This window comes from Acidovorax sp. GW821-FHT10E04, assembly GCF_059415185.1.
Window position 1 is genome coordinate 249,004 of record NZ_JBWKMT010000001.1, and the last position, 23,317, is coordinate 272,320.

General features: G+C 67.9%; 22 protein-coding genes and 1 riboswitch. Of the genes, 2 read left to right on the plus strand and 20 right to left on the minus strand.

Features of this window, described 5'->3' with window-relative positions:
• Positions 1-191: 191 nt before the first annotated feature.
• The 5 genes from AC07OC_RS01100 to AC07OC_RS01120 form a co-directional block, all read right to left on the minus strand.
• The gene (locus AC07OC_RS01100) at positions 192-1,466 is read right to left on the minus strand and encodes an acyl-CoA dehydrogenase family protein (RefSeq protein WP_218294589.1); all 1,275 of its coding nucleotides are present in this window, start codon (positions 1,464-1,466) and stop codon (positions 192-194) included.
• Positions 1,467-1,499: 33 nt separating this feature from the next.
• Positions 1,500-2,585 carry a phosphotransferase gene (locus AC07OC_RS01105; RefSeq protein ID WP_218340983.1) on the minus strand — a complete coding sequence of 362 codons (1,086 nt, stop codon included), beginning with the start codon at positions 2,583-2,585 and terminating at the stop codon, positions 1,500-1,502.
• Positions 2,586-2,608: 23 nt separating this feature from the next.
• On the minus strand, positions 2,609-3,328 hold the full coding sequence (locus AC07OC_RS01110) for a Crp/Fnr family transcriptional regulator (RefSeq protein WP_218294591.1): 720 nt from the start codon (positions 3,326-3,328) through the stop codon (positions 2,609-2,611).
• Between the two features lie 193 nt (positions 3,329-3,521).
• Positions 3,522-4,301 (minus strand): oxepin-CoA hydrolase, alternative type, encoded by a 780-nt coding sequence (locus AC07OC_RS01115; protein WP_218340984.1) that lies wholly within the window; start codon positions 4,299-4,301, stop codon positions 3,522-3,524.
• A gap of 132 nt (positions 4,302-4,433) precedes the next feature.
• Positions 4,434-5,954, minus strand: coding sequence for a 3-hydroxyacyl-CoA dehydrogenase (locus tag AC07OC_RS01120; protein ID WP_218294593.1), 1,521 nt, complete (start codon positions 5,952-5,954; stop codon positions 4,434-4,436).
• 72 nt (positions 5,955-6,026) lie between these two features.
• On the opposite strand from AC07OC_RS01120, the gene AC07OC_RS01125 reads away from it, so the two are divergent.
• Complete coding sequence (locus AC07OC_RS01125) at positions 6,027-8,228, plus strand: hypothetical protein (protein ID WP_370627840.1); 2,202 nt, start codon at positions 6,027-6,029, stop codon at positions 8,226-8,228.
• A gap of 39 nt (positions 8,229-8,267) precedes the next feature.
• Here the strand turns inward: AC07OC_RS01125 and thiE are convergent, their stop codons facing one another.
• From thiE to AC07OC_RS01145, 4 genes are all read right to left on the minus strand, one after another.
• The gene (gene thiE, locus AC07OC_RS01130) at positions 8,268-9,170 is read right to left on the minus strand and encodes a thiamine phosphate synthase (protein ID WP_218341167.1); all 903 of its coding nucleotides are present in this window, start codon (positions 9,168-9,170) and stop codon (positions 8,268-8,270) included.
• On the minus strand, positions 9,163-9,975 hold the full coding sequence (locus AC07OC_RS01135) for a thiazole synthase (RefSeq protein WP_218294595.1): 813 nt from the start codon (positions 9,973-9,975) through the stop codon (positions 9,163-9,165). Before AC07OC_RS01135 ends, thiE begins: the two co-directional genes overlap by 8 nt.
• An 83-nt stretch (positions 9,976-10,058) precedes the next feature.
• On the minus strand, positions 10,059-10,256 hold the full coding sequence (thiS, locus tag AC07OC_RS01140; protein WP_057272784.1) for a sulfur carrier protein ThiS: 198 nt from the start codon (positions 10,254-10,256) through the stop codon (positions 10,059-10,061).
• Complete coding sequence (locus AC07OC_RS01145; protein ID WP_218294596.1) at positions 10,253-11,377, minus strand: FAD-dependent oxidoreductase; 1,125 nt, start codon at positions 11,375-11,377, stop codon at positions 10,253-10,255. The genes thiS and AC07OC_RS01145 overlap by 4 nt, the downstream gene beginning before the upstream one ends.
• Before the next feature lie 286 nt (positions 11,378-11,663).
• Here AC07OC_RS01145 and thiD point away from each other — a divergent pair, with 286 nt between their 5' ends.
• Entirely contained in the window at positions 11,664-12,512 is an 849-nt protein-coding gene (gene thiD / locus AC07OC_RS01150; protein WP_218340986.1) for a bifunctional hydroxymethylpyrimidine kinase/phosphomethylpyrimidine kinase, read from the plus strand.
• 68 nt (positions 12,513-12,580) lie between these two features.
• On the opposite strand, the gene AC07OC_RS01155 is transcribed toward thiD, so the two are convergent.
• From AC07OC_RS01155 to AC07OC_RS01205, 11 genes are all read right to left on the minus strand, one after another.
• The gene (locus AC07OC_RS01155; protein ID WP_218340987.1) at positions 12,581-13,861 is read right to left on the minus strand and encodes a purine-cytosine permease family protein; all 1,281 of its coding nucleotides are present in this window, start codon (positions 13,859-13,861) and stop codon (positions 12,581-12,583) included.
• A 72-nt stretch (positions 13,862-13,933) separates the two neighbouring features.
• Positions 13,934-14,038: riboswitch (TPP riboswitch) on the minus strand.
• Between the two features lie 36 nt (positions 14,039-14,074).
• Positions 14,075-14,956, minus strand: a complete 882-nt coding sequence (locus AC07OC_RS01160) for a helix-turn-helix domain-containing protein (protein WP_218340988.1) — start codon at positions 14,954-14,956, stop codon at positions 14,075-14,077.
• Positions 14,957-14,968: 12 nt separating this feature from the next.
• On the minus strand, positions 14,969-15,328 hold the full coding sequence (locus tag AC07OC_RS01165; protein ID WP_218340989.1) for a nuclear transport factor 2 family protein: 360 nt from the start codon (positions 15,326-15,328) through the stop codon (positions 14,969-14,971).
• Between the two features lie 128 nt (positions 15,329-15,456).
• Complete coding sequence (locus AC07OC_RS01170) at positions 15,457-16,512, minus strand: NAD(P)/FAD-dependent oxidoreductase (protein ID WP_218340990.1); 1,056 nt, start codon at positions 16,510-16,512, stop codon at positions 15,457-15,459.
• Positions 16,513-16,636: 124 nt separating this feature from the next.
• Positions 16,637-16,966, minus strand: a complete 330-nt coding sequence (gene fdxA / locus AC07OC_RS01175) for a ferredoxin FdxA (RefSeq protein WP_055393870.1) — start codon at positions 16,964-16,966, stop codon at positions 16,637-16,639.
• Positions 16,967-17,079: 113 nt separating this feature from the next.
• Positions 17,080-18,447, minus strand: a complete 1,368-nt coding sequence (locus AC07OC_RS01180) for a sulfate adenylyltransferase subunit 1 (RefSeq protein ID WP_494600323.1) — start codon at positions 18,445-18,447, stop codon at positions 17,080-17,082.
• Positions 18,447-19,415, minus strand: coding sequence for a sulfate adenylyltransferase subunit CysD (gene cysD / locus AC07OC_RS01185; protein ID WP_218294603.1), 969 nt, complete (start codon positions 19,413-19,415; stop codon positions 18,447-18,449). The genes AC07OC_RS01180 and cysD overlap by 1 nt, the downstream gene beginning before the upstream one ends.
• A 169-nt stretch (positions 19,416-19,584) precedes the next feature.
• Positions 19,585-20,208, minus strand: a complete 624-nt coding sequence (locus tag AC07OC_RS01190) for a phosphoadenosine phosphosulfate reductase domain-containing protein (protein WP_218340993.1) — start codon at positions 20,206-20,208, stop codon at positions 19,585-19,587.
• 44 nt (positions 20,209-20,252) lie between these two features.
• A complete protein-coding gene (locus tag AC07OC_RS01195; protein WP_218294605.1) occupies positions 20,253-20,642 on the minus strand; it encodes a DUF934 domain-containing protein in 390 nt (129 codons plus the stop codon).
• Positions 20,643-20,671: 29 nt separating this feature from the next.
• Positions 20,672-22,459 carry a nitrite/sulfite reductase gene (locus AC07OC_RS01200; protein ID WP_218340994.1) on the minus strand — a complete coding sequence of 596 codons (1,788 nt, stop codon included), beginning with the start codon at positions 22,457-22,459 and terminating at the stop codon, positions 20,672-20,674.
• Between the two features lie 10 nt (positions 22,460-22,469).
• Complete coding sequence (locus AC07OC_RS01205; RefSeq protein ID WP_492804791.1) at positions 22,470-23,273, minus strand: sulfite exporter TauE/SafE family protein; 804 nt, start codon at positions 23,271-23,273, stop codon at positions 22,470-22,472.
• Positions 23,274-23,317: the final 44 nt, after the last annotated feature.

Below are 23,317 nucleotides of genomic sequence, written 5' to 3' on the forward strand. Positions count from 1 at the left end.
CATGGTGCTGCATGCACCCACCCCGCAAAACTGGCGCGCTCCAGGCGAGTGCACCGTGGAACTGGTGTCGCCAGGCCACCGGGTGTGTCCCCCTCCCGCGTGCTACGCGAGCGAGGGGCTGAGTGCCGCGGCTCCCCGCATGCCTGCGCACGCTGGGATGGCAGCAAAGAGCTGTCGCCTCGGGCGGAGCTTCATCCTCCGCGCGTGATGGGCACGCCCGCGTCGCGGCCGTAGGTGCCGTACTTGCCCAGCTCCCACTTGGCGATCGCGTTGCGGTGCACCTCGTCGGGGCCGTCGGCAAAGCGCAGCGTGCGCGCATTGGCATAGGCATAGGCCAGCGGGAAGTCATCGCACATGCCGCCACCGCCGTGCACCTGCATGGCCCAGTCGATCACCTGGCAGGCCATGCTGGGCGCCACCACCTTGATCATCGCGATCTCGGTCTTGGCGACCTTGTTGCCGGCCACGTCCATGAGCCAGGCGGCCTTGAGCGTGAGCAGGCGCGCCATGTCGATCTTGCAGCGGGCCTCGGCGATGCGCTCCTGCGTCACGGTCTGCTGGGCCACGGTCTTGCCGAAGGCCGTGCGCGACGAGGCGCGCTTGCACATCAGCTCCAGCGCACGCTCGGCCAGCCCGATGAGGCGCATGCAGTGGTGGATGCGCCCGGGGCCCAGGCGGCCCTGGGCGATCTCGAAGCCACGGCCCTCGCCCAGCAGGATGTTGGAGACGGGCACACGCACGTTCTCGAAGGTCATCTCGACGTGGCCATGGGGCGCGTCGTCGTAGCCAAACACATTGAGCGGGCGAATGACGGTGATGCCCTTGGCGTCCGCCGGCACGAGCACCATGCTCTGCTGCGAATGGCGGGGGGCATCGGGGTCGGTCTTGCCCATGGTGACGAACACCGCGCAGCGTGGATCGGCCGCGCCGGAGATCCACCACTTGCGGCCGTTGATGACGTATTCGTCGCCCTGGCGCTCGATGCGCGTTTCGATGTTGGTGGCGTCGCTGGATGCCACGGCCGGCTCGGTCATGGCAAAGGCCGAGCGGATCTTGCCCTCGAGCAGCGGCTTGAGCCAGCGGGCCTTGTTGGCGTCGTCGCCGTAGCGCGCGATGGTCTCCATGTTGCCGGTGTCGGGCGCCGAGCAGTTGAACACCTCGCTGGCCCATGGCACGCGGCCCATGATCTCGGCCAGCGGGGCGTATTCCTGGTTGGTCAGGCCCGCGCCGTCGTATCCGGAGGCCGCCGCGCTGTCCACCGGCAGGAACAGGTTCCACAGGCCTGCCGCCTGGGCCTTGGGCTTGAGGTCCTCGATGGTCTTGAGCGCGCTCCAGCGCTTGCCCGCCGCCGTGTTGGCCGCCAGCTCGGCGGAGTAGGTGGCTTCGTTCGGATAGACGTGGTCATCCATGAACTGGAGCAGCCTGGCCTGCAGTTCCTTGGTTTTGGGCGAGTAGTCAAAGTCCATGGGTTTCTTCTCCGTTGGTAATCGTGGGGCGCCTCATCCTCGCTGCGCGAACGACCAGGCCAGCTCGGCCATCGGCCGTGCCGTGTCGCCCGAGGCCTTGGCCTGCGCGCTGGAGGCGGTGCCCGCCTCCACCCGCTTGGCGATGCCCTGCAGGATGGCGGCGATGCGGAACATGTTGTAGGCGAGGTAGAAGTTCCAGTCGGCGCGCAGCGCCTCGGGCGTGGCGATGCCGGTGCGCTCGCAGTAGCGGCGGATGTAGCTGTCTTCGCCGGGAATGCCCAGGGCCGCGAGGTCCTGTCCCGCGATGCCCCGGCCCATGGCGGCGGGGATGTGCCAGCTCATGCAGTGGTAGCTGAAGTCGGCCAGCGGGTGGCCCAGCGTGGACAGCTCCCAGTCGAGCACGGCGATCACGCGGGGCTCGGTGGGGTGGAACATGAGGTTGTCCAGCCGGTAGTCGCCGTGCACGATGGACACGTGGCCTTCATCGCGCGCGCTCGCCGGCATGTGGGCGGGCAGCCACTCCATGAGCCGGTCCATCTCGGGAATGGGCTGGGTGATGGAGGCCACGTACTGCTTGCTCCAGCGGCCGATCTGGCGGTCGAAATAGTTGCCCGGCTTGCCATAGCCGGCCAGGCCCCGGTCGGCGAACTTCACGGTGTGCAGCGCAGAGATCACGCGGTTCATCTCGTCGTAGATGGCGCCGCGCTCGGCGGGCGACATGCCGGGCAGCGACTGGTCCCACAGCACGCGGCCCTGCATGCACTCCATCACGTAGAAGGCGCGGCCGATGACCGACTCGTCCTCGCACAGCACGTGCATGCGGGGCACGGGCACGTCGGTGCCATGCAGGCCGCTCATCACCGCGAATTCGCGCTCGATGGCGTGGGCCGATGGCAGCAGCCTGGCCACGGGGCCGGGCTTGGAGCGCATCACGTAGTGGGCGCCGGGGGTGATGAGCTTGTAGGTGGGGTTGGACTGCCCACCCTTGAACATCTCCACCGTCAGGGGGCCGGCAAAGCCTTCCATGTTCTGCGTGAGCCAGGCTGTCAGCGCGCCGATGTCGAACGCGTGCTGGTCGGAGACGGGACGGGTGCCAACGAAATGGTCAAAGTTGCTCATGGACGGGGCGAGGGTTCGGTCAGTCAGTTGTCGGTTTCAGCAATGCGCATGAGGGCGTCGCGATCGCGCACCACCAGGCCGCCCGGCTCGATGCGGATGGCGTCCTCGCGCTCCATGGCCTTGAGCTCCTGGTTCACCCGCTGGCGCGATGCGCCCAGCAGTTGCGCCAGTTCTTCCTGCGCCAGCTGCAGGCCGATACGCATCTCGCTGCCGTCCGACAGGCTGGGAATGCCGTAGCTGCGCACCAGGTGCACGAGCTGCTTGGCCAGCCGCGCGCGCAGCGGCAGGGTGTTGAGGTCTTCCACCAGGCCGTAGAGCTGGCGGATGCGCCGCGCATGCAGGCGCAGCATGGCTTCGTAGAACTCGGTATGCGCCGCGAGGATCTTCCTGAAGTCGGCCTTGGCCACGCACAGGATCGTGGTGTCGCCGTGCGCATAGGCATCGTGCGTGCGCCGGTCCCCGTCGAAGATCGCCACGTCGCCGAACCAGATGCCCGGCTCCACATAGGTCAGCGTGATCTGCTTGCCCGAGATGGAGGTGGAGCTCACCCGCACCGCGCCGCGCGCGCACGCAATCCACTCCTCGGGCGGGTCGCCGCGCGCGGCGATGAGGCCGCCGTCCTTGAAGCGTTTGACGTATGCACATCGCAGGATGTCGTGGCGTAGTGAAGGTGAGAGGGAAGAAAACCAGCGACCTGAGTTGATCGCTTCACGTTCTTCGATAGTAAGAATCGGGTCGTCCATGGTCTGTCTTTTGTGTGACTGGAAACAGGCCCATTGTCGCGTCAGGGACCTTCGCGCAGCGTCAGGGTTGTCACCTGCGTGTCTGCAGCAGGCCCGCCATGCAAAAGCCCCTGGGTGCTTGGCGGCATCCCAGGGGCTTCATCGTGGATGGTGGTGGCCGTCGGCGTGCGGTCACCGCCGGCAGCGTGCGGGGCTATTCGTAGCGGGGCACACGCTTTTCAAGGAACGCGGTGATGCCCACGCCGCCGTTGGCATGGTGCAGGTTGGTCACGAAATGATTGCGCTCCTGGCCCAGGTGGTGGGTGAGGCTTGCATGGGGTGCTTCATTGATCAGCTCCTTGATGCTGGCCAGCGCATTCGGCGCACGCGCATTGAGCTGCTCGGCCAGGGCGAGCGCGGCATCGAGTGCGCCCCCAGTTTCGGCAAGGCGGTTGACCACGCCCAGCGCGTGCAGGCGCTCGGCGCCAATCCGGTCACCACACATCAGGATCTCCGTGGCCACCTGGCGGGGCAGGGCATGCACCAGGCTCCAGCTCGCGCCGCCGTCCGGGGACAGGGCCACGTTGCTGTAGGCCATCACGAACACGGCATTGCGCGCGGACACGATGAAGTCGCAGGCCAGCGCCAGCGAGAAGCCGGCACCGGCGGCGGCCCCCTCCACCGCGGCGATCACGGGCTTGGGATAGGTGCGGATGGTCTCGATCCAGTTGTGCAGCCCCTCGATGCTCTGGGCCTGCACCTCCGGGTCCTGCTGGCGGTTGGCCAGCAGGCGCTGCAGGTTGCCTCCCGAACAGAACATGCCGTCCGCGCCCGTGATGACCACGCTGCGGATGTCGGGGCTGCTTTCGGCCACGCCCAGCGCCTCCACGCCCGCCGCGTACATCGCAGGGTCGATGGCATTGCGCCGTTCGGGATTGCGAAGGGTCAGGATCAGGGTCTGGCCCTGGCTGGTGCTCTGGAGTTCTGCGGGCATGTGCGTGGGTTACCTTGTGAAGGGCTGCGGACGGTTCACGTGGGGGTGTGCAGTCGGTCTGGAAGCAGGGCCCGTGCGGTGCGCGCGGCCGGCGCCAGCGGCCGCCGCGCCCCGCAAGGAGTCTTCATTCATTCATTCCTCCACATGCGTGAGGCTCAGGCCGATCGCGCCGCGCCGGCGCAGCCAGGGGCTGGGGCGGTAGCGGGTGTCGCCATAGACGGTCTGCATGTTGAACAGCACTTCCAGGATGTTGGTGGGACCCCAGCGGTCGCCCATGGCCAAAGGCCCCAGCGGATAGCCCAGGCCCAGCGTGACGGCGGTTTCTAGGTCCTTGGGAGAGCAGATGCCTTGCTGGCAGATGTCGCTGGCGATGTTCACGATGGTGGCCACCACGCGCTGCGTGACGAAGCCGCCGCTGTCGCGGATCACGCTCACCGCCTTGCCGTCGCGGGCGAACAGCGCATGCGCCGCGTTGCGGATGTCCACGCGCGTGGCCGGGTTGGTCGCCAGCACGCGGCGCCTGGTGGCGGCATCGTCGATCAGCATGTCGATGCCGATGGTGCGGGCCGGGTCCAGGCGCTCGACCACGGCGACGGTGGTCACGTCAAAGCCCAGCGGCGCGACGAGCGTGATGGCCTGGGGCGAGGGCGATGGGCCGGTTTCGATGGTGGCGCCCAGGTCCTTCAGCAGCTGGTACAGCTCGGCGCGCCGTGCCGCGCGGGGCGACACCCATACCGGGGGAAGGTCGGTCACCACCGGGGGCGGTGCCTCTGCGGGGATTTGCGCCACGCCCTCCACGTAGCGGTAAAAACCTTCTCCCACCTTCTTGCCCACCACGCCGCCGGCCAGGCGCTGCGCGGTGATCACGCTGGGGCGAAAACGCGGCTCGTCGTAGTACTGGCGGTAGATGGATTCCATCACCGGGTGCGACACGTCCAGCGCGGTGAGGTCCATCAGCTCGAACGGGCCGAGCTTGAAACCCACCTGATCGCGCAGGATGCGGTCGATGGTGGCGAAGTCGGCCACGCCTTCGCCCACGATGCGCAGGGCCTCCGTGCCGAAGCCGCGCCCCGCGTGGTTCACGATGAAACCCGGGGTGTCCTGCGCCTGAACGGGGGTGTGGCCCATCTCTTTGGCATAGGCCGCCAGGGCGGTGCAAATCGCGGGGTCGGTCTTGAGGCCCGCGATGACCTCGACAACCTTCATCAACGGCACCGGATTGAAGAAGTGAAAACCCGCCAGCCGCTGCGGGCGCTGGAGCGCCGCCCCAATCGCGGTCACGGACAGGGACGAGGTGTTGGTGGCCAGCACGGCATCGCTGCGCACCACGGACTCCAGTTCGGCAAACAGCTTCTGCTTCACATCCAGCCGCTCGACGATGGCTTCGATCACCAGGTCACACGCGGCCAGATCGGCCACTGCCTGCACCGGGTGCAGCCGCGCAGCGAGGGCCGTGGCTTGATCGGCATCAATGCGCCCTTTGGCGACCAGCTTGCTCCATTGGTCTTGGAGCGCCGCCTGGGCGGCCTGGGCGGCGCCTGGGGTTGCGTCGAGCAGAAAAACCTGGCTGCCGGCCTGCGCGGCGATCTGTGCAATGCCCCGACCCATGGCGCCGGTGCCCACGATTGCGATGTTGGGAAACTGAATTTTCATAGCGCCATTATGGCTGTGGCGTTGCGTGGGACTTATGTGCAAGAATGGGCTGCGCCAAAAACAGAATTTATTGTGAAAATCCGTAACACCATTTTTGGGACCGGTCTGTGGGTGGTTGCTGCGGGCGCCTCGGCACTTTCGCTGGGAGGCAGCAGAGGCACGGTGGTGTTGGGTGCACCGGTGGATCTGTCGTTCGATGTGCAGCCCGATCCAGGCACGGACGTGGCCTCTTCCTGTGTGACGGCGCAGCTGAAGGCGGGGGATACGCCGGTTGGCGATGCCAGGGTGCGTGTCGTGCCCCTGCCCGACATGCGCGGGCGTTCACCGGCCGTGCGGGTGCAGGCGGCCATCGCGGTGGATGAGCCTGTGTTGCTGGTCACCTTGTCGGCGGGATGCACGGGCAAGGTCACGCGCACCTACACTTTTCTTGCGGAACTTCCCGTCACGATGGCCCGGTCGGCGGCGCCGATCGATGTCGCGCGGCTGCCTTCTTTCCCCGAAGGTGGCACGGAGGCCCCCGGTGCGTCCCCGGGCGCGGCGGGCCAGCGAGCGGCCAGGCCGGCAGCACCCGCGGCGGCACCTTCTGCACCATCGCCTTCCGCGATCCGGCCCGCCACGGCACCGCCTCCTGCCGGCGCGGCGGAGCCCGTTTCCCGCAGTGCGCCCGCACGGCAGCCAGCGCGCGGCACGGCACGGCCCCCGGCCAGCGCCGCGTTGCCCCCGGCCAAGGGCACGGCGCAGGTGGCAAGGCCTGCGGACCAGGCCCGGCTCGTGGTCGAGCCGCTCGATATCTGGGTGGACCGGCCGGTGGCATTGCGTTCATCGCCCGGGCTGCTGGCCCTTCCTTCGGAGCAAGCCTCCGCGCAGCGCACCGAGGCCGCCGCCGTGTGGAAGGCGCTGAATGCCCAGCCGGATGATGCCCGCCAGGACAGCGGCCGGCTCAAGGCGCTGGAGAACGATGTGGCCACGCTGCGTGCGCAGGCGGCCCGCGACCGGGCTAGCGCGGCGCAGTTGCAGCAGCAGCTGGAACTGGCCGAGAACGACAGATTCCCGGCCACGGTGGTGTATGTGCTGGGCGGCTTGCTGTTGCTGGCATTGCTGCTCGCGGCGTGGACATGGACGCGCTTGCGCAGCGCCTCCGACAAGGCGGTGCGCGCGTGGCGCGATTCCGTGGCGGCGCTGGGCGGGCGCGATGCAATGGCCGCGCACGAAGCCGCCCTGGGCCTTGCGCCCCATCCGGGCGATGCCTGGCTGTCGTCCGGCGAGTCCCCGGCTTCCGAAGCGGCGGCAGTGGCTTCCACCGCAACCGCGGCGCCCGGGCCCGCCTTCGTGGCCACCGCCCCCGTGCCGAGTGCGCCCGCGCCGCTGCCGGCCAGCCCGCGCCCCGCTGCAGCGCCGCCCCAGCCCGTGCTGCACATCGTCAGCCCCGAAGAGCTCTTCGACATTCAGCAGCAGGCCGAGTTCTTCATTTCGGTGGGGGAGCACCAGCAGGCCATCGAGGTGCTCAAGAAGCACATCGCCGAGCGGGGCGATACCTCGCCCCTGGCGTATCTGGAGCTTCTGCGGCTTTATCACACGCTGAGCCGGGTGGAGGAGTTCTCGCAACTGCGCGCCCAGTTCATGCGCTCGTTCAATGCGCAGGTGCCCGAATTTACCGGCTTCCACCGCACCGGCCGCATGCTCTATCACTACACCGATGCGCTGGCGGAGATCGAGGCCGAATGGACCTCTCCGTCCGTGCTCGGGCTGCTGGAGAAATTGCTGTTCCGGCAGGACGGCGCGGTGTCGGTGGAGCCGTTTGATCTGGCGGCCTACGACGACCTGCTGCTGCTGCTGGCCATCGCGCAGACCACCCCGGCAAGCGCCCGGGGCGCGCCTGCGCCCCGCAAGCGCACCACGCCACTGGCCGAGCCGCGTGTCGACGCGCAGGTGCTGGCAGCGCCGCCCGTGGCGCCGGCAAGCACAGCGGGGGGCGGCCTGCCGCTGGATTCGCTGTCCGCGAGCCTGGAGTTCGATCTGGGCGAAATGCCTTCGGCCACAGGATGGCCGCCGCAGGAACTGGCGGCCATCGCGCCTTCCATGCCCGACGCTGACACCCGGGGTGCGCCGCTGGACCTCGATCTCTCGGAGCCGCCCCACCTGACGCTCAGCGATTTGCCGCCCGTGCCCGCGACCGCGCCACCGTCCTCGGGCCAGGCGGTGGGCTTCGGCATGGACAACGACCTGGTGGAGCTGCGGCTGGAGCTGGAGCAGAAGAAGGCCGACCGCAGCTAGGCCGCGGCGGCGCGCCCTCCGGCCCCCGCGGGCCTGGCCTTACTCCACCATCCCGCGCATGAGCTGCGCGGCCGCGGCTTCGGGGTCGGAGGCATTGACGATGGCCCGCACGACGGCGATGGACCCCACGCCCGTGGCGCGCACCTGGGCAAACTGCTCCGCCCCGATGCCGCCAATGGCCACCTGGGGGTAGTGGCGCAGCAGGCGCGCATAGGCACCCAGCCGGCCCACGCCCTGTGGCGCGGTGGCCATCTTCTTGAGGGTGGTGGGAAACACGGCACCCATGGCAATGTAGCTGGGCCCCACGGCATCTGCGCGCACCATTTCCGCGTAGCCATGGGTGCTGACCCCCAGGCGCAGGCCCGAAGCGCGCAGCGCCCGAAGCTCGTCGGGGGCCAGTGCATCCAGGTCTTCCTGGCCCAGGTGGATGCCGTAGGCGCCCGCCTGGATGGCCACGCGCCAATGGTCATTGATGAACAGCAGGGCGCCCGTGCCCTCGACCGCCTGCACGGCGGCGTGGACCTCCTGCGCAATCGCGTGCTCGTCAGCGGATTTGAAGCGCAGTTGCACCGTGGGCACGCCCGCGCGGGCCATGCGGCCCACCCAGCCGGCATCCGGCAGCACGGCGTACAGGCCCAGCCTTTCCGGGCAAGGGGCGAACGCATCGGCGCGCGGCCGGGGCACCAGGCCAAAGTCCTGTGGCTCGTCGGGCCACTGGGCTGGCTGGAAGGCGCCCGTGCGCAGGCTCTGCGCCAGCCAGGCCTGGGCCAGGCATTCCGCGTCGTGGGCAATGAAGCCCAGCGTGCTGCAGGCCTGCAGGGCTGCCAGGTAGGCGGGTTCCTGCCGCGTGGGCTCCGGGACAGGCTCGGCGCCAAAGCCCGCGAAGGTGGGGGCGTGGTGCGCAAGAAGGGCCTGCACCATGGCGCTGGTGTCGTCACGCATGTTGTTCATGGTGCCAGAAGGGGGTGCCGAGCACGGGGGTGCTGGGCTGGGCGGCCTCTTGCGCCGCCATGGCACCGGCCTTGCGCGCGGCACGCCCGGCATTCACGGCGTCGGCGAACGCGCCCGCCATGGCCACCGGGTCCTGCGCCAGGGCCACGGCGGTGTTCAGCAGCACGCCGTCATAGCCCCATTCCATCACCTGGCAGGCATGCGACGGCAGGCCCAGGCCCGCATCCACGAGCATGGGCACGTCGAGGCGCTCGCGCAGCGTCTGCAGTGCATAGGGGTTCACGGGGCCACGCCCGGTGCCGATGGGCGCTGCCCAGGGCATGACGGCCTGGCAGCCCACATCGACGAGCCGCTGGCACAGCACCAGGTCTTCCGTGCAGTACGGCAGCACCTGAAAACCTTCCTTGATGAGGTGTTCCGCCACGCCCACCAGGTTCAGCGTGTCGGGCTGCAGCGTGTAGTCGTCGCCGATCAGCTCCAGCTTGATCCACGGTGTGTTGAACACCTCGCGCGCCATCTGCGCGGTGGTGATGGCCTCTTGCGCGCTGTGGCAGCCGGCGGTGTTGGGCAGCACGGGCACGTTGAGCTTGCGCAGCAGCTCCCAGAAGCTGCTGCCGCTTTCGGCCGGGTTGCTGCCCTGGCGGCGCAATGACGCGGTGACCATGGCGGGCTGCGCGCGCAGCACGGCGGCTTCGAGCACCGCAGGGGATGGGTAGCGCGAGGTGCCCAGCAGCAGGCGGCTGGCGAACTGCTGGCCGTACAGCACCAGGGGGTCTTGGGGCGTCGAGGTGGTCATGTATTTACTATCTTTTTAATAGCTGCTCGCGCCTTGTGGGAAAGCGCCAAGGGCCAATTTGTCTCAAGAAAGAAGGTCGGGGGTCAGCCCCCCGTCACGGGCGAGATGATTTCCACGCGGTCGCCGGGCTGCAGGGCCTGCGCGGCGTAGCGGGTGTTGGGCACAAAGTGGGTGTTCACGGCCACCGCAAACGGAGGGCGTGCCGCGATGGCGGCCACGGCATCGGCCACGGTGGCCCCTTCGGGCAGTTCATGCGGGATCTGGTTGATGGAGATGTTCATGCGAAGGCAGCGGCCGCGCTGGACTGGGAGGCGGGTTTCAGGTCCAGCGCGAGGTCAAAACGTTGCGAAAGCTGCGATTGTCCCGCGTTCAGCACTTCCAGCGTCACATCCAGCATCGCCGGCGCGATCATGAAGCCGTGGCGGTACAGGCCATTGATCTCCAGCACGCCCCGGCGCGGCTGGCGGATGGCGGGCAGGTTGTCGGGCAGCGTGGGGCGGCACTGCGTGGCCAGCTCCAGGATGCGGCCTTCCGCGAAGCCGGGGTGCACGGCGTAGGCGGCGGAGAGCAGTTCCAGCGTCGATCGCACGCTGGCGGGCGAGACGTCGTCCGATTCGATCTCGGTCGCGCCGATCACGAACAGATGGTCTTGTTTGGGCGCGATGTAGATCGGGTAGCGCGGGTGCACCAGCCGCGTGGGGCGCTGCAGCGTGACATCCGGTGCGTGGATGCGCACCACCTCGCCCCGCACACCCCGCAACGCGGGCCATTGGGCCCTGGCACCGAGGCCGCGGCAGTCCAGCACCCAGTCGGGCTGGCCGGGGGCGCCGGGCGCAAAGGCCTCGGGCGACCGGGGCGCGTGCCAGTGCGCGCGCACGGACAGCCGCTGCATTTCCACCACCAGGGCAGCCAGCAGCTGCCGGTTGTCGAGCTGGCCTTCACCGGGCAGGTACAGGCCCTGCGCAAAGCGCTGTGCCAGCGTGGGCTCTGCCTGGGCCAGCGCGGCGCCGTCGAGCTTTTGCAGGGCGGGCAGCTCGGGCACCGTGTGCTGGTTGGCCTCCAGCTGGCGCGTGAGCCGCTGGGCTTCGGCCGCGTCCTGCCGGTGCCACACGATGAGCGTGCCGGCCTGCTGGAAGAACACGGGCTCGGCCAGCGCCGCCAGCAGCTGCGGCCAGCGGGTGAGGGCATGGTGGCCCATGCGCACCACGCCGGGCTCGGTGATGGCCGATTCGGCCAGCGGCGCCAGCATGGCGGCGGCCACGGTCGCGGCCGAATGCTCGGCGGCCGGGCTGCCCGCGTCATAGATGTCCACACGGTGCCCCTGGCGGGCCAGCTCCACCGCCAGCAATCGGCCCATGAGGCCCGCGCCCAGAATGGCAAAAGAAGAGGGTTGAAGTGGCATAAGTCCGTCTGTCTGTCTGTGTGTTGGCTGGCAACCATGGACAAAACGGGGGCAGGGCCGCTCTTGGAAACTCCCCACGCCAGCATGACCTGGATCGGGTAGCGGGGCCAGTACGCGCCGCGCGGTGCGCAGTGTTCTGTGGTGCCCCAGGGTATTTCTCAGTCGCGCACCCAAGAACCTGTTCAGTTCTCGGCCGCGGGACACCCCTGTTTCGTCCGGAAAAATCAATTACAGCACAACCCGCGGCAGCTCTTTTTGCGCTAACGCATAGGCCATAATTTTTGCCATGACTTCATTGATTCCCCCGACCTCCGCAGCACGCCGCTATGTGCGCGTGCTTTCCATCGCCGGTTCCGACAGCGGCGGCGGGGCGGGCATCCAGGCCGACCTCAAGACCTTCAGCGCCCTGGGCTGCTACGGCATGACGGCCATCACCGCCATCACGGCCCAGAACACCTGCGGCGTCACGGGCATCCACGGCATTCCGCCCGAGATGCTCAAGGCCCAGATCGACGCCGTGGTGCAGGACATCGGCGTGGACGCGGTCAAGATCGGCATGCTGCATTCGCCCGAAGTGGTGCGCGTGGTGGCCGATGCCATCCGCACCTACCAGCTGCCGCACGTGGTGCTCGACCCGGTGATGGTGGCCACCAGCGGCGACCGGCTCATCGCCGCGGAAACCGTGAACGTGCTGGTGCAGGAGCTGTTTCCGCTGGCCGAGGTGATCACCCCCAACCTGGACGAGGCCGGCTGGCTGCTGGGGCGCACGATCGAGGGCGTGGATGCGCTGGCAGCTGCGGTGGACGGGCTGCTGGCCCTGGGCGCCCCGGCGGCGCTGCTCAAGGGCGGCCACCTGCCCGGAGACTGGGTGGTGGATGTCCTGGCCACACGCGGCGGCGTGCGGCAGCGGCTGGAGTCCGCACGCATTGCCACGCACAACGGGCATGGCACGGGCTGCACCCTGTCATCGGCCATCGCGGCACACCTGGCGCGGGGCCTGCCCTTGCAGCAGGCGGTGGAGCGCGCGCGCGCCTACATTCTGGGCGCCATCGCGGCAGGGGCCGATGTGACCACCGGCCGTGGCCATGGCCCGCTCAACCACGGCCATGCGCCCGTGGCGCAGCTGGTGCTTTAAAGGTTTGATTGTTTTTGGCCTCTGGCGCTTATCCAGTAAGCGCTATATGCTCACAATTCAATAGCGGTTCAACGCACCCGTGGCCGTGTGGCCCAGGCCAGCACAAAACTGAACGCCAACGCCGGCAGCGCCGAGCCCGCGCCCGGCACCACCTGCGGGGCCAGGTGGTAGACGGCAATCCCCACCAGCCAGATCGCCACCGGGGCCGCATTCACCCGGCGTGCCGCAGCGAGCAGCGCGGGTGCGTTGGCGCCAAAGGCCAGCCGCCCCAGGATCACGCCAAACAGCGGCACGAACACCGAGCTGAGCAGCAGCAAAAATGGCTCCAGGCTGTGCATGGGCAGCACCAGCGCGAGGCCGGTACACACCACAGCCATGGCCAGGCCCCACTTGCGCACGCCCCAGCGTGGCAGCAGGCTGTGGGCCGACACCGCGCCCGAATACGTGTCGCCATAGGCGTTGTCCACCTCGTCGATCAGGATCAGCGACAGCGCGATCAGCCCGCCCTGGGCCAGCAACAGGGCCTGCACCAGATCCTTGCTGGGCAGCGTCAGCGCCACCAGCACACCGAGCGTGTAGCACCACATGTTGGCCAGCGCATAGCCGAGCCACGTGCCGCGCAATGCGGAGCCGCCGTTCTTGCCGTGGCGCGCATAGTCGGCCACCAGCGGCAGCCACGAGATGGGCATGGCGATCACCAGGTCCAGCGCGGGCAGCACGCCCATGCCGCCTTCGCCCTTGCGCGTCCACAGCGCTTCAAAACCCTGGGCCTGCGCCAGCGACAGGAACTGCCACGACAGCCACAGCAGCGACAGCACCACCAGCGGCAGCGCCACGCGCGCGATCACCTTGCGCACCAGCTGCACCATCGATCCGCTGATGAGCAGCATCACCACGCCGCCCCACAGCAGCGTGGCCAGCACGGGCCAATGCGCGCCGGCCATGGTGCCGGACTGCTGGCCGATGGCCACCGTGGCGTCGCGCATCACCACCAGCTCGAACGTGCCCCAGCCGACCAGCTGCACGATGTTCAGGATGATCGGCAGGCTGGCGAACGTGCGGCCGTAGACGGCATGCATCAGCCCGGCGCTGGCCAGGCCGCTGTCGCAGCCCAGCTTGGCCACCCAGCCCAGCAGGCCCGCGCCCACGATGGAGCCGCAGACGATGGCGATCAGCGCCTCTTGCGTGCCCAGCGCGGGCATCAGGTAGGCGCCCACCTGCATGACCAGCAGGCCCACGCCCAGGCTGAACCAGAGCGAGGCGTGGTCGTGCCACTGGAAGACGCGGCGGTCGGGGGAGACGGGGGCCAGCGCTTCGTTGGTGGCGGGCGCGGCGGGGGATGAGGACATGGCAGGCTCCGTGGCAGTACAGAGCAGGGGCGGCCCGCCAGCGCGCCCCAAAGTCATTTCATTCTGGGCTGTGCCGAGGCGGACGTGCTTCCCTGCGCGAGGATGATCTCAATCAGGTTCAAAGGGACTCTCTCAGTCGGTTCCGGTGGCCCGGTCCCGACACCCCTAGCGTGGGCGTTCCAGAAGGAACGCGGGGCCATTGTAGTGGGGCGCTCAGGGCGCGGGGTGGGCGATGGGGATCGCGTAGTGCATCACCGAGTCGCCGGACGTCGGGTGGTACTGGGCACCGTAGATTTCCAGATCCGGCCCCAGGGTGTGCGATGGGCCCGCCGACAGCAGCCAGCTCGAGTAGATGTAGTTCACCGTCGCATCGACATTCTGCGCAGGGCCCCGGTGGGTGAAGCGCGCATAGGTCGATGCGGGGATTTCCATGGCCACCATGCCCGATGGCAAGGCGCCGGGGCCCTTCACCTCGATGCAGGCCAGGTAGCGCAGCGCTTCCGTGTGGGGCCCCGCCGGTGCCACGACGCCATAGCAGACCCCGGGCACGGTGTTCGCAATCTCTCCCAGCCGGGGCAGGAATTTCGCCCACAGGGGCGGCAGCTTCTGGCCCAGGTTGTTCTTTTCGGAATCGATGCCGTAGTAGTCCGTGGGCAGCCCGACCAGCTGCATGGCGGGCTGCTCCTTTATGTCGGGTGCCAGGGAGATGTTGTGGTGAATGTGCGCGAGGTAGCTTTCGTCAAACCGGATCTTGCGCACGAACAGCGAGCGGTTGCCCATCTTGCGGTACTGCGACGGCGTGAGCCGAAAGCAATCCCGGAACGCGCGCGTGAAGCTTTCCTGCGTCTCGTACCCGGACGCCAGCGCAATGTCGAGCACGCTCAGCCGCGTGCTGGTCAACTGCTCCAGCGCCCGCGAGAACCGGCGCGAGCGGATGTAGGTCTTCAGGGTTTCGTTGGTCAGCGCCTTGAAGATCCGCTGGAAGTGCCACTGGCTCATCCCCGCGGCCCGCGCCACCTCGGAAAGCTGGATGTCGGATTCGAGATGGGCCTCGATGAAATCGATGCCCTCCTGGATTTGCCGCAGATAAAGCACGTTGGCGTCCGTTCACGGGGTTTCAAAGAAACCGGTCATGGCCACGAGCCGGTTCTGATCGTTGTACCGGCCGTAGCTCACGCCTTCCCCGATCACCTGTCCGCTGCCATCCACCATGTTCCATTTGGCGATGCTCTGCTGGTTGTGGCTGGCGAAATAGTGGGTCACGAAATGCCCGCCGGGGACCTGACTGTGAAAGTTGTCCATGTAGGCCGTCAATTGGTCCCAGCCCTGGGCGGTGGCCAGTGGGTCGTTGTAGGTGCAGGCGGGGTCGAGGGACTGGGCAAAAAGGGCTGTGCGATCCGCGGCCGAGTCGGTCTTCCACGACGCGGTGTAGGTGTCCCAGATGGATTGAAGGGGTTGTTGGCTCATGGTGTGCTCCTGATGGTGTTGACGGGAGACGCCATCGTGCCGGGCGCTTGCGCGCCTTTTGGACATTTTGTGCTTATTTGTGGGCGCGCCGTTCGGGCACGGCATGGTGGTGCCCTGATCCGCCTGGACTACGTGCTGGCGGCAGGCGCAGAGGCCGGCGCCACACCCAGCAGCTGGTGCAGCCGTGGGCTCGTGGTGGTGTATTGCAGCGCCACCTTGCCGCCCTTGAGCGCCTCGGCCGCGCCAAAGGCTGCGAGCGTCGCTTCATGAAAACCGCACAGGATCAGCTTGCGCTTGCCGGGGTAGGTGTTGATGTCGCCCACGGCGTAGACGCCGGGCACGCTGGTGCGGAAGGCCTCAGTGTCCACCAGCAGCTGTTTGCGGTCCATGGCCAGGCCCCAGTCGGCAATGGGCCCGAGGCGGGGCGAAATGCCCAGCACGGCAACCAGCAGGTCCAGCGCCAGGGCGCGGGTGCTGCCATCGGCGTCCACCACCTGCAAGGCGGTCAGCTGGTCGCCAGCGGTTTCAATGCCGGTGATCTGTGCAGCCTCGACGTGGATGCGGCCCGCATCGCGCAGTTGCTGCAGGCGCTGCAACAGGGCATCCGGGGCCTGGAACACATCGCGGCGGTGCAGCAGGCTGACGCGGGCGGCCTGGCCTTGTTCGGCCAGTTCCACGGCGCGGGCCACGGCGGGCTCGTCGCCGCCGTGCACGACCACATGGCGCCCGGCCACGTGGGCCGTGGAGGGCAGGTTCTGGTAGTGGACCTGGGTGCCCACAAAGCGCTCGATGCCGTCCACCTTGAGCGTGCGCGGCACAAAGGCGCCCACGCCTGCGGCAATGAACACGCTGCCGGCCAGCAGCTGCGCACCTTGCGAGGTTTCGACCAGCAGGCGCCCATCGGCCTGCACGGTGAGTGCGGAGACCAGCGTGCCCAGGTGCCACTGGGTCTTGAACGGCGCAATCTGCTGAAGCAGCAAACCGGCCAGCTCGCGCCCGGTGCACACCGGGATGCCCGGGATGTCGTAGATGGGTTTGTCGCCGTACAGCTCGACGCACTGGCCACCCGCATGGGGCAGGGCGTCGATCAGGTGGGCGGTGATGCCTTGCAGGCCCAGCTGGAAGACCTGGAACAGGCCCACGGGACCCGCACCGATGACGACGGCGTCGGTTTCTTGAATCATGCTCAAGCCACGCGCGCAGCGCCCGAAACTGGCGCTGCCAAAGACCTGTGCCACCGTGGAACTGGCTTTGCCAGGCCACTGGTGGCGTCCCCCTTGAGGGATGGCGCGAAGCGACTCAGGGGGGTCACTTGACCAGTTCGTTGACCTTGCCCGGCTTGCCGTTCCACTCGTCGGCGTCGGGCAGCGCGGGCTTGCGCTTGGTGATGCTCTTCCAGCCGTCGGCGAAGGCCAGGTCGGCATTGAGCTTGATGAAGGCGATCTGGTCGGCCGGCAGGTCTTCTTCGGCAAAGATGGCGTTGGCCGGGCACTCAGGGATGCAGACGGCGCAGTCGATGCACTCGTCGGGATCGATGACGAGCATGTTCGGGCCTTCGCGGAAGCAGTCCACGGGGCACACGTCCACACAATCGGTGTACTTGCACTTGATGCAGTTTTCGGAGACGACGTGGGTCATGACAAAGGTTGTGTGGGTCGGTGAAAACCCTCAATTTTAGAAGCTTTCACCGACCTTTGGTTACAGGGCCCCTTCCCCGGATGGGGTGACTTGGGGGGTGGCGCTGATCTGGATCAGTTGACCAGCACGGCGCCAGCGGTTTTGTGGCTCGCGGTGTCCACCAGGATCAGCGATCCGAGCACCCGGGCCTTGCCGAAGGCTGCGGCGGGAATCGCCTCCTGCAGCAGCAGGTCCACATGGCCGATGGCGTTGGGGTCGAGCTGCGTGGCGGCTTCCTCGGCCAGCGTGTGGATGTTGAGCTTGTGCACCACGGCCTTGACCTTGGCCTTGACCCAGCGGTGGCCGTGCAGCGCCCAGTACACGCGGCCGGCGACCAGGGGTTCGTCATCCATCCAGGCCACGGTGGTGCGCAGCTCGCGGCTGGCGGGCCATGCGGGCACGCTGGCCGGCGTGTCGAAGTCGTCCTCGGCGGGGGCGGTGGTGGCCGCGGGCGCGGCCAGAATCCAGTCGCCGCGCGAGACGTCCACCTCGCGGTCGAGGATGAAACCGGCGCTGGTGCCAGCGGGCACGTCGGTGGGGCGGCGGGCATGGTCCAGCACCTGGGCCACGGTGGCCAGCTGGCCGCTGGGGAAGATCTGCACCGGCGTGCCGGGGGTGACATTGCCCGAGGCCACACGGCCCCAGAACACGCGGCGGCCTTGGGATGTGTCGGACGAGGACGAGAACTTCTCGACCCACTGCACCGGGAAGGCCAGGGGCAGCGCCGTGTCGGGGGGCGTGTTGGGCAGGGCTTCGAGCACCTGCAGCAGCGTGGGGCCCTCGTAGCCGCACCAGCCCGCGTGGGCGTCCACCACGTTCCAGCCCTTGAGCGCCGACACGGGCACCGTCGCACGCACGGCGATGCCGGCGGCCTGGGCAAACGCCGCCAGCGCGCCCTGGATGTGCTTCCAGGCGAGCGCTGGGTCTTCCACCGCGTCGAGCTTGTTCACGGCGAACACCAGCGAATGCACGCGCAGCAGGTGGGCCAGCAGGCTGTGGCGGCGGGTTTGCGGCAGCAGGGCGAGGTCGGCGTTCTTCCAGTCGAGCTTGGTGGCATCGACCAGCACCACGGCCGCGTCGGCGCTGCTGGCGGCCGTGACCATGTTGCGGGTGTACTGCTCGTGGCCGGGCGCGTCGCCGATGATGAACTTGCGCTCTTCGGTGGCGAAGTAGCGGTAGGCCACGTCGATGGTGATGCCTTGCTCGCGCTCCGCGCTGAGGCCGTCGGTGAGCAGGGCCAGGTCGGTTTCGCCCTGGCGCTGTACGCCGGCAAGGTGGTCCTGCAGCACGGCCTTGCTGTCCACCAGCAGGCGGCCGATCAATGTGCTCTTGCCATCGTCCACCGAGCCGCAGGTGATGAACTTCAGGGCGGAAATGTGGTCATTTTGGCCGCCAGCGCTTGATGCATAAGCGCTAGTAGCTATCGAATTCATAGTGGTCATCAGAAGTACCCGTCTTTCTTGCGCTTTTCCATCGAGGCGTCGCTGGTCTTGTCATCCATGCGCGTCGCGCCGCGCTCGCTCACGTCGGCGGCCAGGGTCTCGATCACGATGTCGGCGGCCGTGGCCGCCGTGCTCTCCACCGGTGCGGTGCAGGTGATGTCGCCCACCGTGCGAAAACGCACGTCGCGCGTCTGCACCGTCTCGCCCTCGCGCGGCGGGGTCAGCTCGGTCACCGGCATCAGGAGGCCCTTGCGGTCCACCACCTGTCGCTTGTGCGTGTAGTAGATGCTGGGCAGCGCGATGCTCTCGCGGTCGATGTACTGCCACACGTCGAGTTCGGTCCAGTTGCTGATGGGGAACACGCGGAAGTGTTCGCCGGGCTGCAGGCGGGTGTTGAACAGGGTCCACAGCTCGGGGCGCTGGGCCTTGGGCTGCCACTGGCCGAAGCTGTCGCGGTGCGAGAAGATGCGCTCCTTGGCGCGGGCCTTTTCCTCGTCGCGGCGGGCGCCGCCGATGAGCGCGTCGAAGCGGAATTCCTCGATCGCTTCGAGCAGCGTGACCGACTGGTGCACGTTGCGCGATTCGCCGGGGTGGGCCAGGCGCACGGTGCCGCGCGCCATCGAGTCCTCGACGCTGCGCACGATGAGTTCGGCGCCCAGCTCCTTGGCGCGGAAGTCGCGGAAGTCCGTGACCTCGGGGAAGTTGTGGCCCGTGTCGATCATGAGCAGCGGGTAGGGAATGCCGCCGCCGCTGGCCTTGGTGCCAAACGCTTTTTCGGCGCACTTGAGCATGACCAGCGAATCCTTGCCGCCCGAGAACAGCAGGGTGGGGCGCTCGAAGGCGGCGGCGACCTCGCGCAGGATGAAGATGGTTTCCTCTTCCAGGGCGTCGAGGTGCGAATTGTTCAGGTGGTGGCTCATGTTGTTGGTCTTTTTCTCAAGCAGCGCTGAGTCGGTGCGTGCGTTCATGGTCGGGTGCTCTCGGTCATCAGTTCAAAGGCTGCGGCGCATGCCACTGGCGCACTCGAGACAAGTGCACCCGTGGAACCGGCTTTGCCGGGCCACCGGGCGCGTCCCCCTCCCGCGCAGCGAGTGAGGGGGAAGACGCGAAGCGGCTCAGGGGGAGTCATTTTCAAGGTCAATGCGCGATGTGCAGGCCGCACTCGCGGTTCTCTTCGCCCTTGGTCGGGTCCACATAATCGAAGTTGTTGGGCAGGCCGTGCTGGACGCAGTATTCGTGCAGATCCTTGGACGACCAGTGCAGCAGCGGCGCCACCTTGATCAGGCCGTCGGGGTTGATGCTCACCGGGTCCATCTGTGCGCGCACGGCGGTGTCGGTGGCGCGCAGCGCGGTGAACCAGACCTTGGGCGCGGTCTCGCGCAAGGCGCGGGCGAAGGGCTCGAGCTTCACTTCTTCGGTGAACGCGGCGTGGCGGGGGTCGTCCAGGGCAGGCGTTGCGCCCTCCACGGCCTCGCGGTGCGCGCGCGAGCGGCGCGGCAGGTAGATCTTGAGGTTCAGGCCCAGCTGCTGGGTCACCTCGTCGGCAAAGCGGTAGGTGGCTTCGGTGTTGTAGCCGTTGTCCATCCAGACCACCGGCACATCGGGGTTCACTGCGGACACCATGTGCAGGATCACCGCCTCGAACGGGCGGAAGTTGGTGGTGACGATGGGGCTCTGGCCCAGGCCCAGTGCCCAGGCGACGAGGCCTTCGGCGTTGCGGCCCAGGTCGGCATTGACGCGTGCGAGATCGAATTGGCTCATGGTGGGGTGCTCGTGGGTGTGCGTACCAGCGCTGCGGGTCTGGCTCAGGCGGCAGCCTTGTCGGCAAAGAGAGGCTGCGGGTGCACCGCGTCGCCCTGGTAGAAGCCGGGGAACATCTCGAACTGGCGCTGCGCATCGGCCGGGTCCACGCCATCGCGCAGCACGGCCGACGAAAAGCCCGTGCGCTGCATCTGCACCAGCTGGTCGATCAGCACGTCGCCCGTGGCGCGGATGTCGCCCGCAAAGCCGCGGCGGCGGCGCAGCAAGAAGGCCTGGCTGAACGCGCGGCCATCGGTGAAGCTGGGGAAATGCAGGTCCACGCGCTCGACGCCGTCGAGCGGCAGGGCCAGTGCATCGGCATCGTTGGCCAGCGCCACGGCGCGGGCATCGCCCTCTGCGGGCGGCTGGTGGTCTTGGGAGGCAAGAATTTTCATGGGTCTTATCAGGGCGTGGCGGCTGGCGATCAGGCCGTGGCCAGCTCTTCCTTGGCGGGGTGGCGGGCAGTCTTGGCGGCTTCCTTGAAGGGGTCCAGGCCGGTGCGGCGCACGGTATTCTGAAAGCTCTCGCCGCTTTCGCGCAGGCTGCGGTAGGTGGTGAGCACGGCTTCGATCACGTCGGGCACTTCGGCGGCCGAGAACGAAGGGCCGATCACCTTGCCGGCCACGGCGGCGCCCGACAGGTCGGAGCCGTCGGAGCCGCCGAGCGTGACCTGGTACCACTCCTTGCCGTCCTTGTCGACGCCCAGGATGCCGATGTGGCCGCTGTGGTGGTGGCCGCAGCTGTTGATGCAGCCGCTGATGTGCAGGTCGATCTCGCCGATGTCGTCGAGCTCGTCCAGGTCCTGGTAGCGCTGGGTGATGGCCTCGGCGATCGGCAGCGAGCGGGCGTTGGCCAGCGCGCAGAAGTCGCCGCCGGGGCAGGCGATCATGTCGGTGAGCAGCTGCACGTTGGCGCTGGCCAGGCCCAGGGCCTTGGCCTCTTGCCACAGCTCGAACAGGCGGCTGGCATGCACCCAGGGCAGCACCACGTTCTGGTCGTGCGTCACGCGGGCTTCGCCGGCGGAATATTTGTCCACCAGGTCGGCCACGGCGATCAGCTGCTCGCTGGTCGCGTCGCCCGGCGACTGGCCGGGGCGCTTGAACGACAGCGTCACGGCGCGCAGCTGCGGGTTCTGGTGCGCGTGCACGTTGCGCTTGAGCCAGCGGCCAAACATCACATGCTCTGCCGCCTGTGCGTCCAGCGACGCCTGCAAGGCTGCGGGGGCCACGTCGGCAATGTCGGCCAGCTTGGGTGGCACAAAGCAGGCGGCCACGCGGTCGAACTCGGCCTGGGGCACGGTGTGCGGGCCGCCGTCGATCTCCATGATCTGGCGGTACTCTTCTTCCACATCGTCGATGTACTGCTGGCCTTCGGACTTGACCAGGATCTTGATGCGGGCCTTGTACTTGTTGTCGCGGCGGCCGTGCTCGTTGTACACGCGCACGATGGCCTCGATGTAATTCATGATCTGATTCCAGGGCAGGAACTCGCGGATCACCGTGCCGATCACCGGCGTGCGGCCCATGCCGCCGCCCACGAAGACCTTGAAGCCGATCTCCCCCGCCTCGTTCTTGACGAGGTGCAGGCCCACGTCGTGCCAGCCGGTGGCGGCGCGGTCGTCCTTGGCGCCGCTGATGGCGATCTTGAACTTGCGCGGCAGGAACGCGAACTCCGGGTGCAGCGTGGTCCACTGGCGGATGATTTCCGCGTAGGGGCGCGGGTCCACGATCTCATCCACGGCCACGCCGGCCAGTGCGTCGGTGGTGGTGTTGCGGATGCAGTTGCCGCTGGTCTGGATGCCGTGCATGTCCACGGTGGCCAGCAGGTCCATCACGTCGGCGCTCTTGGACAGCGGAATCCAGTTGAACTGCACATTGGTGCGCGTGGTGAAGTGGGCGCAGTTCTTGGGCAGGAAGGTGGTGCCCAGCAGGCCCTGGCCTTCCATGGCGGCCTTGAACACGGCCGCTTCGGGCTCGTCGTACTCGCGGGCGATGGTGGCCAGCACGCGCAGCTGGCGGCTGGCGATCTCGCCGTAGGGCACGGCCACGCGCAGCATGGGGGCGTAGCGCTGCACGTACCAGCCGTTTTGCAGGCGCAGGGGGCGGAAGTCGTCCTCGGCCAGTTTGCCAGCCTGCCAGCGGTTGAGCTGGTCGCGGAACTGGCGGGCGCGCTGCTTGACGAACGTCTTGTCGAAGGGTGTGTATTGATACATCGTGGACCAATCAGATCATTATTAATTTGGCGCCTGCCCAGGCCAGCAGGAGGGACAACGCGGAGCGGATCAGGCGCTCGGGGGTGCGGGTGACAAGGCGCGAGCCCAGCCAGATGCCCGGCAACGAGCCAGCCAGCAATTGTGCAAGCAAAGGCCAGTCCACCGAACCCAGCGTGGCATGGCCCAGACCCGCCACCAGGGTCAATGGCACGGCATAGGCGATGTCGGCACCGATCACGCGGGGCAGCGGTAGCAGGGGGTAGACCAGCAGCAGCACCGTGACGCCGATGGCGCCCGCGCCCACCGAGGTGAAGGTGACCAGCGTGCCGATCACGGCGCCCAGCAGCACGGGCAGGCTCCAGTGGCGGGGGCGGGTGGATTGCTCGGAGCTGGCCTGGCGCTTGGCATGGTCGGCCGCCTGGCGCTGGCGCGAGAAGGCCACCACCTTGTACAGCGTGGCCGCGGCTGTCAACAGCAGCGCGAAACCGAGCGTGGTCGTCATGATCCGCTGCGCCTGGGCACTGGCGGGGCCCAGGACCTTGAGCGCCCACAGCGCCAGCAGCGCGGCCGGAATGCTGCCCGCGCACAGCTGGGCCACCACGCGCCAGGGCACCAGGCGCTGGCGCGCCATGCTCACGGTGCCGCCCATCTTGGTGAATGCGGCAAACAGCAGGTCGGTGCCGATGGCCAAGTGGGGCTTCACGCCGAAGAAAAAGATCAGCACGGGGGTCATCAGCGAGCCGCCGCCGACCCCGGTCAGGCCCACGATGAACCCGACCGCAAAGCCTGCGAAGACAAACACCAATTCATGCATAGGGTGCGAATGTAGGATGCTCGCTTATGGATGCAAACTATTGT